13 protein-coding genes are annotated in these 14,675 nt (G+C 71.6%); 9 read left to right on the top strand and 4 right to left on the bottom strand.

Annotated elements, in window-relative coordinates:
• Positions 1 to 62: 62 nt before the first annotated feature.
• Genes ABTX60_RS00485 through ABTX60_RS00475 form a run of 3 tightly spaced genes read left to right on the top strand, consistent with a single transcriptional unit; the run spans position 63 to position 3,433 of the window.
• On the top strand, positions 63 to 1,454 hold the full coding sequence (locus ABTX60_RS00485; RefSeq protein WP_352094858.1) for an amino acid permease: 1,392 nt from the start codon (positions 63 to 65) through the stop codon (positions 1,452 to 1,454).
• Between the two features lie 9 nt (positions 1,455 to 1,463).
• The gene (locus tag ABTX60_RS00480; RefSeq protein ID WP_352094857.1) at positions 1,464 to 2,582 is read left to right on the top strand and encodes an aminoglycoside phosphotransferase family protein; all 1,119 of its coding nucleotides are present in this window, start codon (positions 1,464 to 1,466) and stop codon (positions 2,580 to 2,582) included.
• Positions 2,583 to 2,605: 23 nt separating this feature from the next.
• The gene (locus tag ABTX60_RS00475) at positions 2,606 to 3,433 is read left to right on the top strand and encodes an MOSC domain-containing protein (protein WP_352094856.1); all 828 of its coding nucleotides are present in this window, start codon (positions 2,606 to 2,608) and stop codon (positions 3,431 to 3,433) included.
• 28 nt (positions 3,434 to 3,461) lie between these two features.
• Here ABTX60_RS00475 and ABTX60_RS00470 read toward each other — a convergent pair whose 3' ends face one another.
• Positions 3,462 to 3,704, bottom strand: coding sequence for a hypothetical protein (locus ABTX60_RS00470; RefSeq protein WP_352094855.1), 243 nt, complete (start codon positions 3,702 to 3,704; stop codon positions 3,462 to 3,464).
• Positions 3,705 to 3,882: 178 nt separating this feature from the next.
• Here ABTX60_RS00470 and ABTX60_RS00465 point away from each other — a divergent pair, with 178 nt between their 5' ends.
• Positions 3,883 to 5,007: a glycoside hydrolase family 43 protein gene (locus ABTX60_RS00465; protein WP_352094854.1), complete on the top strand. Its 1,125-nt coding sequence runs from the start codon at positions 3,883 to 3,885 to the stop codon at positions 5,005 to 5,007.
• 1 nt (position 5,008) lies between these two features.
• Positions 5,009 to 6,418, top strand: a complete 1,410-nt coding sequence (locus tag ABTX60_RS00460) for an RICIN domain-containing protein (RefSeq protein ID WP_352094853.1) — start codon at positions 5,009 to 5,011, stop codon at positions 6,416 to 6,418.
• Between the two features lie 6 nt (positions 6,419 to 6,424).
• Here ABTX60_RS00460 and ABTX60_RS00455 read toward each other — a convergent pair whose 3' ends face one another.
• Positions 6,425 to 8,089 carry a rhamnogalacturonan lyase B N-terminal domain-containing protein gene (locus tag ABTX60_RS00455; protein ID WP_352094852.1) on the bottom strand — a complete coding sequence of 555 codons (1,665 nt, stop codon included), beginning with the start codon at positions 8,087 to 8,089 and terminating at the stop codon, positions 6,425 to 6,427.
• Positions 8,090 to 8,281: 192 nt separating this feature from the next.
• Between ABTX60_RS00455 and ABTX60_RS00450 the strand changes: the two genes are divergently transcribed.
• From ABTX60_RS00450 to ABTX60_RS00435, 4 genes are all read left to right on the top strand, one after another.
• Positions 8,282 to 9,364: a rhamnogalacturonan acetylesterase gene (locus ABTX60_RS00450; RefSeq protein ID WP_352094851.1), complete on the top strand. Its 1,083-nt coding sequence runs from the start codon at positions 8,282 to 8,284 to the stop codon at positions 9,362 to 9,364.
• Between the two features lie 79 nt (positions 9,365 to 9,443).
• Positions 9,444 to 11,126 (top strand): DUF2264 domain-containing protein, encoded by a 1,683-nt coding sequence (locus tag ABTX60_RS00445; RefSeq protein ID WP_352094850.1) that lies wholly within the window; start codon positions 9,444 to 9,446, stop codon positions 11,124 to 11,126.
• 76 nt (positions 11,127 to 11,202) lie between these two features.
• Positions 11,203 to 12,021: an isocitrate lyase/PEP mutase family protein gene (locus ABTX60_RS00440; protein ID WP_352094849.1), complete on the top strand. Its 819-nt coding sequence runs from the start codon at positions 11,203 to 11,205 to the stop codon at positions 12,019 to 12,021.
• Positions 12,022 to 12,224: 203 nt separating this feature from the next.
• Complete coding sequence (locus ABTX60_RS00435) at positions 12,225 to 12,668, top strand: hypothetical protein (RefSeq protein WP_352094848.1); 444 nt, start codon at positions 12,225 to 12,227, stop codon at positions 12,666 to 12,668.
• A gap of 208 nt (positions 12,669 to 12,876) precedes the next feature.
• Here ABTX60_RS00435 and ABTX60_RS00430 read toward each other — a convergent pair whose 3' ends face one another.
• Together ABTX60_RS00430 and ABTX60_RS00425 are read right to left on the bottom strand one after the other, a co-directional pair.
• Entirely contained in the window at positions 12,877 to 13,869 is a 993-nt protein-coding gene (locus tag ABTX60_RS00430) for a phosphotransferase enzyme family protein (protein WP_352094847.1), read from the bottom strand.
• A complete protein-coding gene (locus ABTX60_RS00425; protein WP_352094846.1) occupies positions 13,862 to 14,452 on the bottom strand; it encodes a TetR/AcrR family transcriptional regulator in 591 nt (196 codons plus the stop codon). The genes ABTX60_RS00430 and ABTX60_RS00425 overlap by 8 nt, the downstream gene beginning before the upstream one ends.
• Positions 14,453 to 14,675: the final 223 nt, after the last annotated feature.

Raw genomic sequence — 14,675 nt, 5'->3', positions numbered from 1 at the left:
ACCAGCATGTGGGATCGCGGTTACGATCAGGACCCTCTCCCTCCGCTTGTACAGGAACCCTCATGACCGTCCCCAGCCCCACCGAGGCCGCAGAACCCGCCGACCCGGCCGCGGCCGGAACCGCCCCGGCGCCCGCTCCCCGCCGCACCTTCGGCCTCGCGGCCGCCACGGCCCTCGTCATGGGCAACATCATCGGCGGCGGCATCTTCGCCCTGCCCGCCACCGTCGCCCCGTACGGCACGGTCAGCCTGCTCGCGTTCCTCGTGCTCTCGGTCGGAGCCGTGCTGCTCGCGCTGCTCTTCGGCAGGCTGGCGCGGCGCAGCCCGGTCACCGGCGGTCTGTACATCTACCCCCGGGACGCCTTCGGCGAGTTCGCCGGGTTCCTGTCGGCCTGGTCGTACTGGACGATGTGCTGGGTCAGCATCGCCGCCCTGGCCGTCGCGGTCGTCGGCTACGTCGAGGTCCTCATACCCCTGCACGGCAACCACGCCCTCCAGGCCCTCGTCGCCCTGGCCGCCCTCTGGCTGCCGGCCGCGGCGAACTTCGCGGGCACGCGCTGGGTCGGCGCGGTGCAGGTGGTCTCCACGGTCCTGAAGTTCGTACCGCTGCTCCTGCTGGCCACGATCGGCCTGTTCTTCGTCGACGCGGACAACTTCGGCCCGTTCAACGCCTCCGGGCAGAGTGTTTCCGGCGCGCTGGCCGCCTCCGCCGCGCTGCTGCTGTACAGCTTCCTCGGGGTCGAGTCCGCCGCCGTCAGCGCGGGCGAGGTCCGCGACCCCGAGCGCACGGTCGGCCGGGCGAGCGTCCTCGGCACCCTGGCCTCCGCCCTCGTCTACGTGCTCGGCACCATCGCCGTCTTCGGCCTGGTCCCGCACGACCGGCTCGTCGACTCGGGCGCCCCCTTCGCCGACGCCGTCAACGCCCTCACCGGCAGCTCCTGGGGCGGTACCGCCATCGCGCTGGTCGCCGTCGCCTCGATCACCGGCTGCCTCAACGGCTGGATCCTCATGGCCGCGCAGATGCCGTACGCCGCCGCCCGCGACGGCCTCTTCCCCGCGCCCTTCGCCCGCCTCGGCAAGGGTGGTGTCCCCGGCTTCGGGGTGTGGGCCTGCGCGGTCCTCGGCAGCCTCCTCATCGCCCTCAACTACACGGCCGGCCCGGACACCACGTTCCGCGTCCTCGTCCTGATCACCACCTTCACCGGCTGCGTGCCGTATCTGCTGTCGGCGGCGGCCCAGCTGTACTGGCTGGCCCGCGGTACCCGCGATCGGGTCCGCCCCGCCGGCCTCGCCCGGGACCTGACCGTCGCCGTCCTGTCCTTCGGCTTCTCGTTCTGGCTGATCGCCGGCGCCGGGTACGCGGCCGTCTACCAGGGCGTGCTGTTCCTCTTCGCCGGGATCCCGGTGTACGTGTGGCTGCGGGGACGCAAGGACAGGGCCGGGGCGGAGGCATAGCATCGGGGGATGCCCGAGGTCGCCGCAGCGCATGCCGAAGTACGTGAGGTCCTGCAAGTCCCCGCGGACGAGGCGGTGTTCGAGCCGCTCACGCACAACCCGTCCAACGGTGTCACGGCCGGGGTGTGGCGGGTCACCGGTGGCGACCGCTCGGCCGTCCTGAAGGTGCTGACGCGCACGAAGGAGACCGCCGTCGCGTGGTCGGCGTCCAACGACCCGCGCCACTGGAACTTCTGGCGCCGCGAGGCGTACGTCTACCGGTCCGGGATCGCCCGGGTCTGGCAACCGCACGGCATCCGTGCCCCCCGGCTGCTGGAGTGCGTCGAGCGCCCGGACGGTGACGTGGCGCTGTGGCTGGAGGACGTGCCGGGCGAGCCCGCGACCGTCTGGTCCCTCACCCGCCACGTCGAGCACGCCCACCGGCTGGGCGCCGCGCAGGGTGCGGTCGGCGCGGGGGAGGACACCCCGTGGCTGTCGCAGCGCTTCCTGCGGGACTACACGTCGGCGCAGACGACGGGCCGGGCCCTGCTCGACGACGACGAGGCGTGGCGGCACCCCCTGGTCCGGCTGCACTTCCCGCCCGGCCTGCGTGAGGACATGGTCCGCCTCCACCACGACCGCGAGTGGTTCCTCACGGTCATGGAGTCGCTGCCCCGCGCCCTCTGCCACCTCGACCAGTGGCCGGCGAACGTCGTGTCCGACCGCTCGGGCACCGGCGTCCTGTTCGACTGGGCGTTCACCGGCGACGGTGCCCTCGGTGAGGACCTCGGCAACTACCTCCCGGACTGCGTCCTCGACGTGTTCGTCCCGGCCGCGGACCTGCCGGGCCTGGCCAAGGCGGCCTACGACGCCTACCTGCACGGACTGCGCGAGAGCGGCTGGCGGGGCGACGAACGCCTCGTCCGGCTCGGTGTGTGCGCGTCCGCGGTGAAGTACGACTGGCTCACCGCGCTGATGCTGGCGCGGGCGGACACGGAGCAGGTCGCCTACGGCGGCGAGGGTACGGTCCCGGCCGGACTCCGTTACCGGGAAAGGGGCCTGACCCTGGCGTTCCTGGCCGAGTGGGCGGCCGAGGCGCGACTGCTGGCACCCCTGCTCGGGTTTCCCGAAGCCCCCAGCGGCCGCTGAACTGCGGAACGGAACGAGAGGTCATGGCACGAGTCGTCGAGCTGTCGTACTACCCCGTCAAGGGCTGCGCCGGGACGACGGTGCGCGACGCGTTGCTGACCCCGGCCGGTCTGGCGCACGACCGCAGCTTCATGGTCGTCAGCGAGGAGGGCGTGTACCGGACGCAGCGCCGGGATCCGCGGCTGGCCGTCATCCGCCCCCGCATCACGCCCGACGGCGACCGTCTCACGCTCGCCGCACCCGGAACAGAGCCTCTGCACCTCCGGGTGGACACGTCCGGCACCCGGCGGAACGTGGACCTGTTCGGAACCGCTTACCAGGGCATCGACCAGGGGGACGAGGCAGCGGACTGGCTCTCGGACCTGCTCGGTGCCCCGAGCCGGCTGGTACGGGTCCCGCCGGAACACGACCGGGTGACCGACGGCCTGACACCCGGCACCTCCGGCTACGCCGACAGCTGTGCCCTGCACGTCATCTCCCGCTCCACCCTGGACCTCCTCGACTCGAAGATGACCGACCGCGGCGTGCGCCCGCTCCCCGCCGAACGGTTCCGCCCCAACCTCGTCATCGACGGGTGGGACGACCCTCACACGGAGGACCGGGCCCACCGCCTGCGCATCGGCGAGACGGAACTGGGCTACGCCAAACTCGCCATCCGCTGCGCGGTCACCCTCGTCGACCAGCACACCGGCACCCGAGCGGGCCCGGAACCGCTGCGCACCCTCGCCACCTACCGCCGCGCCACCCGGGGCGGCATCGCCTTCGGTACGAAGTACGCGGTGCTCCGGCCCGGCACGGTGGCGGTCGGGGACGAGGTCGAGGTCGTGGTGTGGGAAGACTCCGAGCTGTGAGGCCGACCGGCCATCGCAGCGGACGATTTCATCTTCCCGCGTCCCGCCGGCCCCCTCGTTGCCCCCGGCCCCGCCCCCTCGGCGGTACCGGTATCGCGAGGCTGATGATCAGGGCGAAGCCCAGGGCATAGGGCCACCAGCCGAAGCCGACGTCCGTGGAGGCGCCCGCGCTGCCGGGGGTCGCGGCCGCCGCCGGGGGAGCGATGAGCAGGGAGACGACCGCCGCGAGGACGCCTGCGGCCGCTGCTGTGGTGAGGGAGAGGCTGCGCACGTCGTGGGGACGGGCCCGACTCGTGCCGATAACAGAAAATCGGTGAACGACTCGCCCCGTCAGACCCGTTGACCTCCTCGTGGCACACCCTTACCTTTTCGGCGTTCGTAATGACAGATGACGTTCGAAATATCGGACGGCGTGGTGTGTTCCCCTCCACCCATGAGAGGCAGGCCGCATGAGCCGCGACCCTGTTCTGCCCGAATCCCCCAGTCGCAGACTGCTGCTGAAGGGCGCCGCAGCCGCCGGCGCCCTGGCCGCCGTCCCCGCCCTCCCCGGCGTCGCCCAGGCGGCACCCTCGACGGCCGCCACGGAAACCGCTGCCGAAGCAGCCGGCAGGCACCCGAAGCCGGCCCCCTTCGTGAACCCCCTCGTCCACAACCGCGCCGACCCGCACATCCACCGGCACACGGACGGCTTCTACTACTTCACCGCCACCGCCCCCGAGTACGACCGCATCATCCTGCGCCGCTCCCGCACCCTGAGCGGCCTCGGCACCGCCGACGAATCCGTCATCTGGCGCGCCCACGCCACCGGCCCCATGGGCGCCCACATCTGGGCGCCCGAACTGCACCGCATCGGCGGCAAGTGGTACATCTACTTCGCCTCCGCGCCCGCCGAGGACGTCTGGGCGATCCGCATCTGGGTGCTGGAGAACGCCCACTCCAACCCCTTCCAGGGCACCTGGGTGGAGAGGGGCCAGATCAGGACGGCGTGGGAAACCTTCTCCCTGGACGCCACCACCTTCACCCACCGGGGCAAGCGATACCTCGCCTGGGCCCAGCACGAGCCCGGCCTGGACAACAACACCGGCATCTTCCTGTCGGAGATGGCGAACCCGTGGACCCTGACGGGCCCGCAGGTGCGGCTCTCCACACCGGAGTACGACTGGGAGTGCATCGGCTACAAGGTCAACGAGGGCCCGTACGTCCTCAAGCGCAACGGCCGCCTGTTCATGACGTACTCGGCCAGTGCCACCGACTTCAACTACTGCATGGGTCTGCTGACCGCCGACGCCGACAGTCACCTCCTGGACCCCATGAGCTGGTCCAAGTCGCCGGCCCCCGTCTTCACCAGCAACGACACGACCAAGCAGTACGGCCCGGGCCACAACTGCTTCACGGTCGCCGAGGACGGCCGCACCGACGTCCTCGTCTACCACGCCCGCCAGTACAAGGAGATCAACGGCGACCCGCTGAACGACCCCAACCGCCACACCCGCGTCCAGAAACTGGGCTGGAAGAGCGACGGCACCCCCGACTTCGGCATACCGGTCGCCGACACCGCACCGGCAGGTGAATGACATGAGACGTGCCTGCACCGCCCTTCTCGCCCTGTGCCTCGGGCTGTTCGGGGCCCTCGCCACCGCCGGGCCCGCCCAGGCCGCGCCCCGGACGATCACCAACGGCACCCAGTTCACCGACACCTCGGGCAGCCCCGTCCACGCGCACGGCGGCGGAGTCCTCAAGGTCGGCAGCTACTACTACTGGTTCGGCGAGCACCGCAACGCCGACAACACCTTCCGGTACGTCGACGCCTACCGCTCGACCGACCTGAAGAACTGGGAGTTCCGCAACCACGTCCTGACCGAGGCGAGCGCCCCCGAGCTCGCGACCGCCAACATCGAGCGGCCGAAGGTCATGTACAACGCCTCCACCGGCACCTTCGTGATGTGGATGCACAAGGAGAACGGCACCGACTACAGCGAGGCCCGCGCGGCCGTCGCCGTCTCCGACACCGTCGACGGGAACTACACCTGGAAGGGCAGTTTCCGCCCGCTCGGCCAGCACATGTCCCGTGACATCACGGTCTTCACCGACACCGACGGCGCCGGCTACATGATCTCCGCCGCCCGCGAGAACTACGACCTGCAGATCTACCGCCTCACCGCCGACTACACCGGCGTCGCGAGTCTGGTCGCCAACCCCTGGCCCGGCGGCCACCGCGAGGCACCGGCGCTGTTCAAGCGGAACGGCGTGTACTTCATGCTGACCTCGGGCGCCACGGGCTGGAACCCCAACCAGCAGCAGTACGCCACGGCCACCAGCATCGCCGGCCCCTGGTCGGCCATGAGGAACATCGGCGACTCGACGGCGTACGGCTCGCAGACCGCCTTCGTGCTGCCCGTGCAGGGCACCTCGGGCACCTCGTACCTCTATCTGGGCGACCGCTGGGGCAACTCCTTCGGCGGCACCGTCAACGACTCGCGGTACGTGTGGCTGCCGCTGACCTTCTCGGGCGCGACCACCATGGCCATGTCCTGGTCGCCGGAGGTCACGATCGACACGGCCGCCGGAACCGTCACCGGCACCGGCGCCACGTACAACACGCTCATCGCCCGCCACTCCTCCAAGTGCGCGGACGTGACGAGCCAGTCGCTCTGGCCCGGGGCGCAGATCAAGCAGTACGACTGCAACGGAGGCGCCAACCAGAAGTACTGGTTCAAGTCCCTCGGAAGCGGTTACTACCAGCTGATGGTCAGGAACAGCAGCCTGTGCGTGCAGGAGAACGCGAGCACGGTCACACAGGAGAACTGCACGTCCTCGGCGAGCCAGCAGTGGTCGCTGACCACCACCGGCTCCTACGTCAACGTCAAGTCCCGCGCGAGCGGGGAGTGCCTCGACGTGAACGGGGGGTCCACCGCGGGCGGCGCCGCGCTCATCACGTACACGTGCAACGGCGGCACCAACCAGCAGTGGACACGCGGTACCTGACCGGGCTCAGGCGAGCAGGTCGATCGCGTCGACCGCCGTGCCCGCGCTGAGGTAGCCGGTCGTGCCCGACCCGCTCACCACGTCGATCCTGAGCACGTTGTACTGACTCGCGTCCGTCTTCCAGGCGGACGCCGGGACGCTGTACGTGAACGTGTGGTTGTTGCCCCGGTAGGAACCGTTGGTCAGCGACCGGGTGTTCGGCTGGGTGGGCGGGGCGGGGACCGCCGAGGTCCAGGTGTCGTTGACGGTGACCTGGGGCCGGCCGTTGGCGTACGCCGTCGTCACCCCGATGCGCAGGGTGTGCGCGGCGGCCGCCTGGGCCGCCGTCAGCCGGAAGTACACCAGGATCCCACTGTTGACGTCCTTCCAGAGGTAGCAGGGGAAGGCCGCCGTCTCACCGCTGCCGATCACCACGTTCCCGGTCCAGGACGAGGCCCGCGCGTCGGACGGATGCGCGTACGTCATCAGGTCCGCGTTCTTGAACCCGGCCGGCGTGCCGTTCCAGTCGCCGATCCGCCAGATCGCGCTCGCGTTGGACGGGTCGTTGGAGGCGGGGATCGCGATGGTGTTCAGCGTCGTCGTGCCCCCGGCCGGCACGTTCACCGAATTGGTGTACACCGCCAGCTCGCCCTTGAAGACGGTCAGCGTGTACGTCCCCGGGAGCACACCGGAAAGGGAGAACCAGCCGTCCGAAGCACGCGCCGAACCCCAGTACTGCGCCGCCGCGTTGGCGAGCCCGACGGTGTAGGGGTACGCCGGGTTCCGCCCGGAGATCCCGACGCCCGCGACCTTGCCCCGGCCGCTCGCCGGCACGTACCCCGCGATCCCGAGCGAGTCGGCCCACGGTGTGGTCAGCGTCCCCGGGAACAACGCCGAGGAGGGCGCCCCGCCGTCCGTGAAGGCGATGACGTACGGACCCTGGAGACCGAAGCGCTGCGCCTCGGTCTGGTTCTGGCCGTAGTGGAGGATCTCGTACAGGCCGCCGCCGTCCGCGCTCTGGTGGCGCAGCAGGGAGCGGTAGAAGGGGCCTCCGGAGGCCTTCTCGTGGTTGCTGCGCACCATCCACAGGCCGACGCCGCCCGCGGACCAGCCGATGTGGTCGTAGTCCATGACGCGCCGCCCCGAGTAGTGCTTCGAGCGGGTCTGGCCGTCGGACTTCCGGAAGACGTCCGAGGCTTCGATGGTGGTGGGCGCGTAGGTGTAGGAGTCGGGCTCGTCGTTGAGGAACGCGCCCTTCTTCACGCGCACGATGTACCGGGTCGCGGGGACGGAGGTGTCGGCCTTGTTCGTCCACAGATAGACGTTGTTCTCGCCGCTGCGGGCCGCGTAGTAGTGCTTCAGGGTGCCGTGCGTGACGGAGACCAGGATCGTGGAACCGGACTGCCCGATGCTCACGGTGGAGGCGCCGAGGCCGGACTCGATGTGCGAGTTCATGCCGCCGTAGCCCTGGTACTCCGTGCCGCGGTAGACCAGGGAAGTCAGGTCGCCGGTGGACCTGCTCACCTTGAGGACCAGCTGGGCGCCGGTGTCGACGACGTAGTCGGCGCCGTCGTCGGTCCAGCCGAATCCGGCCGCGTGCGCCGTACGGGTCAGGGCCGCGCCGACGGCTCCGGCTCCGGCGGCGAGGACGACGGTGCGGCGGCCGACCGGTCTGTTCGTGGGTCCGGGCATGGGGGGTGCCTCCTGCGAAGGGTGGGGGGAGGTGCGGTGGGAGCGAGGGTGACAGTTGAATCGATTTCGCGAAAGGGCTTTCACCGTTGTCCGGCCGGAGATCCGGTGAATGCTGCTCCAGGTCTAGAAAGCGCTTGTGCGGAGCGATACGGTCCCCCTCCAGGTCGTGTCGTGTGCCGGGAGGAGCCTGGAGTGAGACGTTTCAGCATCGCCGTCGCGGCGGCGGTGGCCATGGGCAGCGCATTGCCGTCCGTACCCGCTCACGCGGATGCGAGGAGCGGAGGCCGGGGACTGGCCCACTGCACCGCCGGCACCTGTCACTTCGACGTCCCGCCGGGCACGTACGACGTACGGGTCACCCTCGGCGGGAAGACTGCGTCCAGTACGGGCGTCACCGCCGAGACCCGCCGCTCCCTGCTCCCCGAGACGGCCGTCCCGGCCGGAAAACGCGTCACCCGCAGTTTCACGGTGAACGTCCGCACCCCCGAGGGCGAGCCCACCGGCCCCGAGGGAACCCCCGGCCTCGACCTGCGGATCGGCGGCTCCGCCCCGGCCCTCGCCGGGATCGAGGTCAGGCGGGCCCTCCCCCAAGCTCTCGGCTCCGCTCGAGCAGGGGGGACCCCCATCGCCCGCCAGATCTTCCTGGTGGGCGACTCCACCGTCTGCGACCAGCCCGGCGACCCGTACTCCGGCTGGGGCCAGCAACTGCCCCAGTACCTGCGCAAGGGCGTGTCCGTCGCCAACTACGCCGATTCCGGGGAGAGTACGGCCACCTATCTGGGGAACCCGCAGCTGTGGGCCACCGTACGGCCCCTGATCCGCCCCGGCGATCTGGTCCTGGTCCAGCTCGCCCACAACGACAAGACCACGGACGAGACCACCTACAGGGCCAACCTGGAAACCCTGGTGGCGGGCGTCCGGGAGCAGGGCGGACAGCCGGTCCTTGTCACTCCCATCGTGCGGCGCTGGTTCAGCCCCGACGGCACGCTGAACAACGGAACCGCGCTGCTGGTCAACGGCCTCGGTGTCGACCACCCGGCCGTCATCCGCTCGGTCGCCGCGGCGCGGGACGTCCCGCTGATCGACCTCACGGCGAAGACCAAGGCACTGGTGGAGTCCCTCGGCGTGGAAGGCTCCAAGGCGCTGTACCTCACCAACGAGGCGCGGGACAACACGCACACCTCCGTGCGCGGTGCGACGGCCTACGCGACCCTCGTCCGCGACGAACTCGTCACCCGGCATCTGGTGCCCGAGGGCATGGTGCGGGTGGGATGAACCCCTGGGGCGCCCCGACCGGAACCGGGGCGCTCCAGGTCCGATCAGAAGCCACCGGCCCGAGCACGAAAGACACCCGATGCAGCTGCCTCCCGCCGACCGCACGACGTCCCCGTTCACCGGCTACACCCGCGCCCACTGGGAGGCGGCGGCCGACTCCCTGCTCGCCGCCGTCGAGCCGTACGCCACCGAGGACCGCGCGCTCTACCACCTGCCCGGCGACCGGGCCAGCTGGACGGGCCGCCTCTCCGACGGCCTGGAGGGCTACGCCCGCACCTTGCTGCTCGCCGCCTTCCGCCGCGACGAGAAGGCCCTGGAGCGCTACGCGACCGGCCTCGCCGCCGGTGTCTCGGGCGTCTGGCCCCGCATCGAAAACCGCCACCAGTCCCTGGTGGAGGCGGCGTCCATCGCCCTGGCCCTGCGCCTCACACCGGACCTGCTCTGGGACCGCCTGGACGAGGGCGTGCGCCAGCGGACGGCCGCCTGGCTGGCCGACGCCCTCACGGCCGAGCCCTGGCCCTGCAACTGGGAGCTGTTCCCGGTCACCGTGGGCGGCTTCCTGGCCGGGATCGGCCACGAGCCGGACGCCTCCCGCGCGGCGATCGACCGCGGCCTGGAACGCATCGAGCAGTGGTACGTCGGCGACGGCTGGTACACCGACGGCGACGGCCGCAAGTACGACTACTACAACGGCTGGGCGATGCACCTCTACCCGGTGCTGCACGCCTGGCTGGAGCGCGACGAGCGGCTGCTGGAGCTGTACGGCGACCGCCTCTTCCGGCACCTTTCCGACTACGCCCTCCTGTTCGGCGGCGACGGCGCCCCCATGCACCAGGGCCGCTCCCTGACGTACCGCTTCGCCACGACGGCCCCGCTGTGGCTCGGCGCGCTGACCGGCCGTACGCCGCTGCCGCCCGGCGAGACCCGGCGGCTGGCCTCGGGTGCGCTGAAATACTTCCTGGACCGGGGGGCGGTGGACGACCGGGGCCTGCTCTCCCTCGGCTGGCACGGCTACGACGAGTCCGTCCTGCAGGGCTACTCGGGCCCGGCCTCGCCGTACTGGGCGAGCAAGGGCTTCCTCGGCCTGCTCCTGCCGCCCGACCACGAGGTGTGGACGGCACCGGAGGAACCCGCCCCCGCCGAACGCGCGGACTTCGCCACCCCCGTCGGCCCCCCCAACTGGCTGCTCCAGTCGACCCGTTCCGACGGCGTGGTCCGCCTCCACAACCACGGCAGCGAGGACGTCCGCTACGACCCGTACTACACGCGGCTGGCGTACTCCACCGTGACGACCCCTGCCGACTCGTACGACAACAGCGTCCTCGTCGGCGGCGACCCCAGCCGCACCGGCATCGAACCGCTCGGTGTGGGCGAGGGCTGGGCGGCGTCCCGGCACTCGGCGGGCGGGGGAGCGCGGGTGACGAGCGTGGTGCTGGCGCGCGGGGCGTCGGAGGTGCGGGCGCACCTGGTCTCGGGGGCCGAGCCGGGGACGGAGGTCCGCGTGACCGGCTGGGCCGCACCGGACGGCACCCGGGCGGAACTGCTGCCCGCCGTCGGTCTCGACGCCGACCTCGCCGGCGTCACCACCGGGGACCCCACCCTGTTCGTCGCGCTGGCCCGGCTCACCGCCGAGGCGGATCCGGTCCCGCTGGCGGAAACGGTGGCGGTAACCGCCTCCGCGGCGGGAGAGCTGACGGTCCGCTGGAGTGGCGGGCCGGAGGTGGGGGTCCGGCTGGACGGATCCGGCGTGCAGGTCGGCTGAGGTCACCACCCTCTGGGCCGCCGGGGTCCCTCATCCTTCGGTCCGCGCCGAAGCGATCCGGGCCTAGCGTGACGCCATGACCGCAGATCCGCAGCACACGCCCTCCGGCCGGGCCGCCACCGCCTTCGCCGCCCTTCACCGCGCCGGGGAGCCCCTGCTCCTGCCCAACGCCTGGGATCACGCCTCCGCCCTGGCCCTCGCGGGACAGGGCTTCCGGGCGGTCGGGACGACGAGCCTGGGTGTCGCCGCGGCGGCGGGTCTGCCCGACGGGGCGGCGGCGACCCGGGAGGAGACGCTGCGGCTTGCCGTGGCCCTGGGGTCCGGGCCGTTTCTGCTGTCCGTCGACGCGGAGGGCGGATTCAGCGACGACCCGGACGAGGTGGCCGAGTTCGCCCGGGATCTGTACACGGCCGGAGCGGTCGGCATCAACCTGGAGGACGGTCTGGGACCGGCCGCCCGGCACGCGGCGAAGATCGCGGCGGTCAAGCGGGCCGCTCCCGGCCTGTTCGTCAACGCCCGCACCGACACCCACTGGCTGGGCGATGGCGACGGCACTCTCGCGCGCCTCGACGCCTACCAGCAGGCGGGCGCGGACGGGGTGTTCGTGCCGGGCCTCACCGGCCTTCGGCGGATCGAGACGCTGGTGCGCCACCTGGAGGTGCCGCTCAACGTCCTCTATACGCCCGGCGGTCCGCCCGTCGCCCGCCTCGCCGGCATCGGCGTACGCCGGGTCAGCCTCGGCTCGCTGCTCTACCGGCGGGCACTGGGCGCGGCGCTGGAGGCCGCGGCGGGCATTCGCGCGGGCCGGCCGCCGACGGGCACCACACCGCCGTACGACGAGGTGGCCGGGCTCGCCGCACCGGGCCGCGCGCCCGGCAGCCGGACACCCCCCTAGGGAGTGTCGTCAAAGTGTCCCGCTCACGTCAGAGGCGATGCGAGGCCGGCGGCTTCTGGTAGAACCGGGCCGTGGCTCTTCGGAGCCAGTCCGAAGACACCTTCGTCCGACAGTGGCCCTCCGCTGCCCCGGATTACGCCCTGGAGCCCGCCTTGTCCTTACGTACAGCTTGCATCCGTCCTATAGCCCTCCTCCTGGCGACGGTGTTGGTGACCCCGGCGCTCACCGGCTGCACACTGATGGATCTCGCCCGGGACTGCGAAGGGACCGGCGCCGAGGTCGAGGAGATGGCAGCGCTCGACATCCTTGACTCCCGGCCCGGCGAGGCCACCGTCGCCCGGGGTTTCGAGGAGGTCGACGCCGGCTGCTGGTCCGACAGCGGCGACGTCATGGTGTACGCCGAGCGGACATACGCCTTCCCCGGCACACAGGCCGACGTGGCAGCGCACTACCGAACAGCAGCGCAACAGGACGGATGGAGCCCGGACCCCGAGGCTGCGCCCGACGACCTGAGCTTCGTCAAGGAGACCATGAGTCTGCGGATCGTCTTCCTCACCGCCGGACTTCTCGCGGAAGAGGGCCATGGAAGCCGCCCCGACCTCAACACCGGTGCGGGTTACTCGATCAGCGTCGGCTCGTACGCATAGCGGCAGTGAGGCGGGCTGCCGAAAGTCGGTGTGCGGGATGCTCCGGCCCAGACGATGCCGTTGAGGAGCATCCGGTCGTCCAACCTCTTCCGCCCCCGTTCCGCCCGCGGCAGCGGGAGACGGACGATTTTCCACTCGCCGTCCGACAGTTCATGGCGGCGTATCACCGCACCGTGCTCCACCAAGCAAGGTCACTCGGCGTCAGGGCCTAGGTGTCGAGCGCGGCGACCAGCAGGGAGACGGCGGCGAGGTCGGGCGCGTTGCGCAGGCAGGCCACGGCCTGCCGGCTCCCGAACTCGCGCTGCGCGGCCGTCACTGCGGGATCCACGGCCGTCGCGGCCTGCACGTGAAGGTAGTTCAGGGCCGTGGCGAAGAGCATCGAGAAGGACTCCGGGCCGGTGAGGACGGCCCGGCCGCCCGCCTCGCGGTAGGCCCGGGCCAGCCGCCGCGCGGAGGCGATGTCCACGTCGTTGCCGCCGGACCAGACGTAGAGGGCGCGTGCGAACTCCCGCTCCGCCGCGACGGGACCGGCGTTGTCCCAGTCCAGCAGGACGGGCCCGGCCCGGCCGATCAGCACGTTCCGGGGCTGGAGGTCCAGGTGGGAGGTCACCAGGCCGCCGGGCACCGAGGGGGTCACCCAGTAGGCCAGCGGCGGCGCGGACGTGGAGACGAACCGGTCCAGTTCGTCCGACCACGGCAGGCCGGCGTCCCGCACCTTCTTGAGGACATCCTCCCAGTCGGCGTCGTCGGGGCACCGCTCGTACCAGTCGCCCGGGGCCTCGACGGCTCCCTCGCCGGCCTGGTGGAGCAGTGCCATGGTCCGGCCGAACCAGTCCAGGACGTCCGGGTCGGAGGCGTCCGCCTCGGCGCCGTCGACCCAGTCGTACAGCTTCACCCAGGACCCACCGCCCGGGGAGTCGAGGCGGGAGACGTGGGCGCCGTGCCGGTCGGGGTGGAGCCGGGGCGAGGCGATGCCCAGGTCCGCCGCGGAGTCCCGTAAGGCGGCCTCGCGGGTTACCTGGGCCTCGTCGCAGCCGAAGAGGAGTTCCTTCACGGCCCAGGAGCGGCCGTTTCCGGAGAGTTTCCAGATCTGGCCGAGGGCGCCGCGGGTGACAGGGTTCATGGTCCACGGGCCGGTTCCGAGACGGTGGAGCCCCGCTATGGCACCGGCCCTTTCGTCGGATCGGGTGCGTTCAGTCATCGCTGGTCCCTTTCTCGCCCGGCCAGTTCAGAAGAAGTACGTGCAGGGCGTCGATCGCCCTGTCCCAGGAGACCTGCACATCGCGGGGCGCGCCGAAGGCGCCGGTGGACTCCAGGGCGCAGTAGCCGTGGAAGGTGCTGCGCAGCAGGCGCACGGCGTCGGTGAGGTCGGGTTCCTCCAGGCCGTAGGCGCGGAGCACGCCGTACGTGACGTCCGCGGTTCGCCGCATCGCGGGGGAGTCCGTGACGAGTTCCGGGTCGATGCGGATCTGGGTCGCCGCGTACCGGCCGGGATGCTCCAGGGCGTAGGCCCGGTAGGCGGCGGCGAAGGCGGCGAGCGCGTCCCGGCCGGTCTCCCGCCCCTCGACCGCCTCCGCGATCCGGTCGATCATCTCGCCACCGGCGAAGAGGGCCATGCGGGTCCGCAGGTCCTTCAGGCTCCGGACGTGGGTGTACAGACTCGCGTCCTTCACCCCGAACCGGCGGGCCAGCGCGGACAGGGTGACGCCCTCGAGCCCGGCCTCGTCGGCCAGTTCGACCGCGGCCGCGACGAGGCGCTCGGGGGTGAGACCGGCTCTGGGCATGGGGTCGGGGGTCACCTCTCGAAGAGCGCCGTGCCGAGGGACGAGGCCCCTCGGACGCATCAGGTGATCGTAGCCGCCGGTGGGTTCGTGGGGGCGCCGGACCGCGTGGGTCGCACCCGCACCTCCGCGATGGCACGGTCGGGGGCCCGACCCTGTCGGGCTGTGCGGCTCGAGGCCGTGGCCTTCGCCTTCGCGCAGGGTCGGGACCACCTCCCGGCCGGAG

It is taken from the genome of Streptomyces sp. NPDC126510 (assembly GCF_040302345.1).
In the GTDB taxonomy this organism is placed as follows: Bacteria; Actinomycetota; Actinomycetes; order Streptomycetales; family Streptomycetaceae; genus Streptomyces.
Note: the sequence above shows the minus strand (reverse complement) of the source record. Positions and strands in the feature narration are given on the sequence as shown.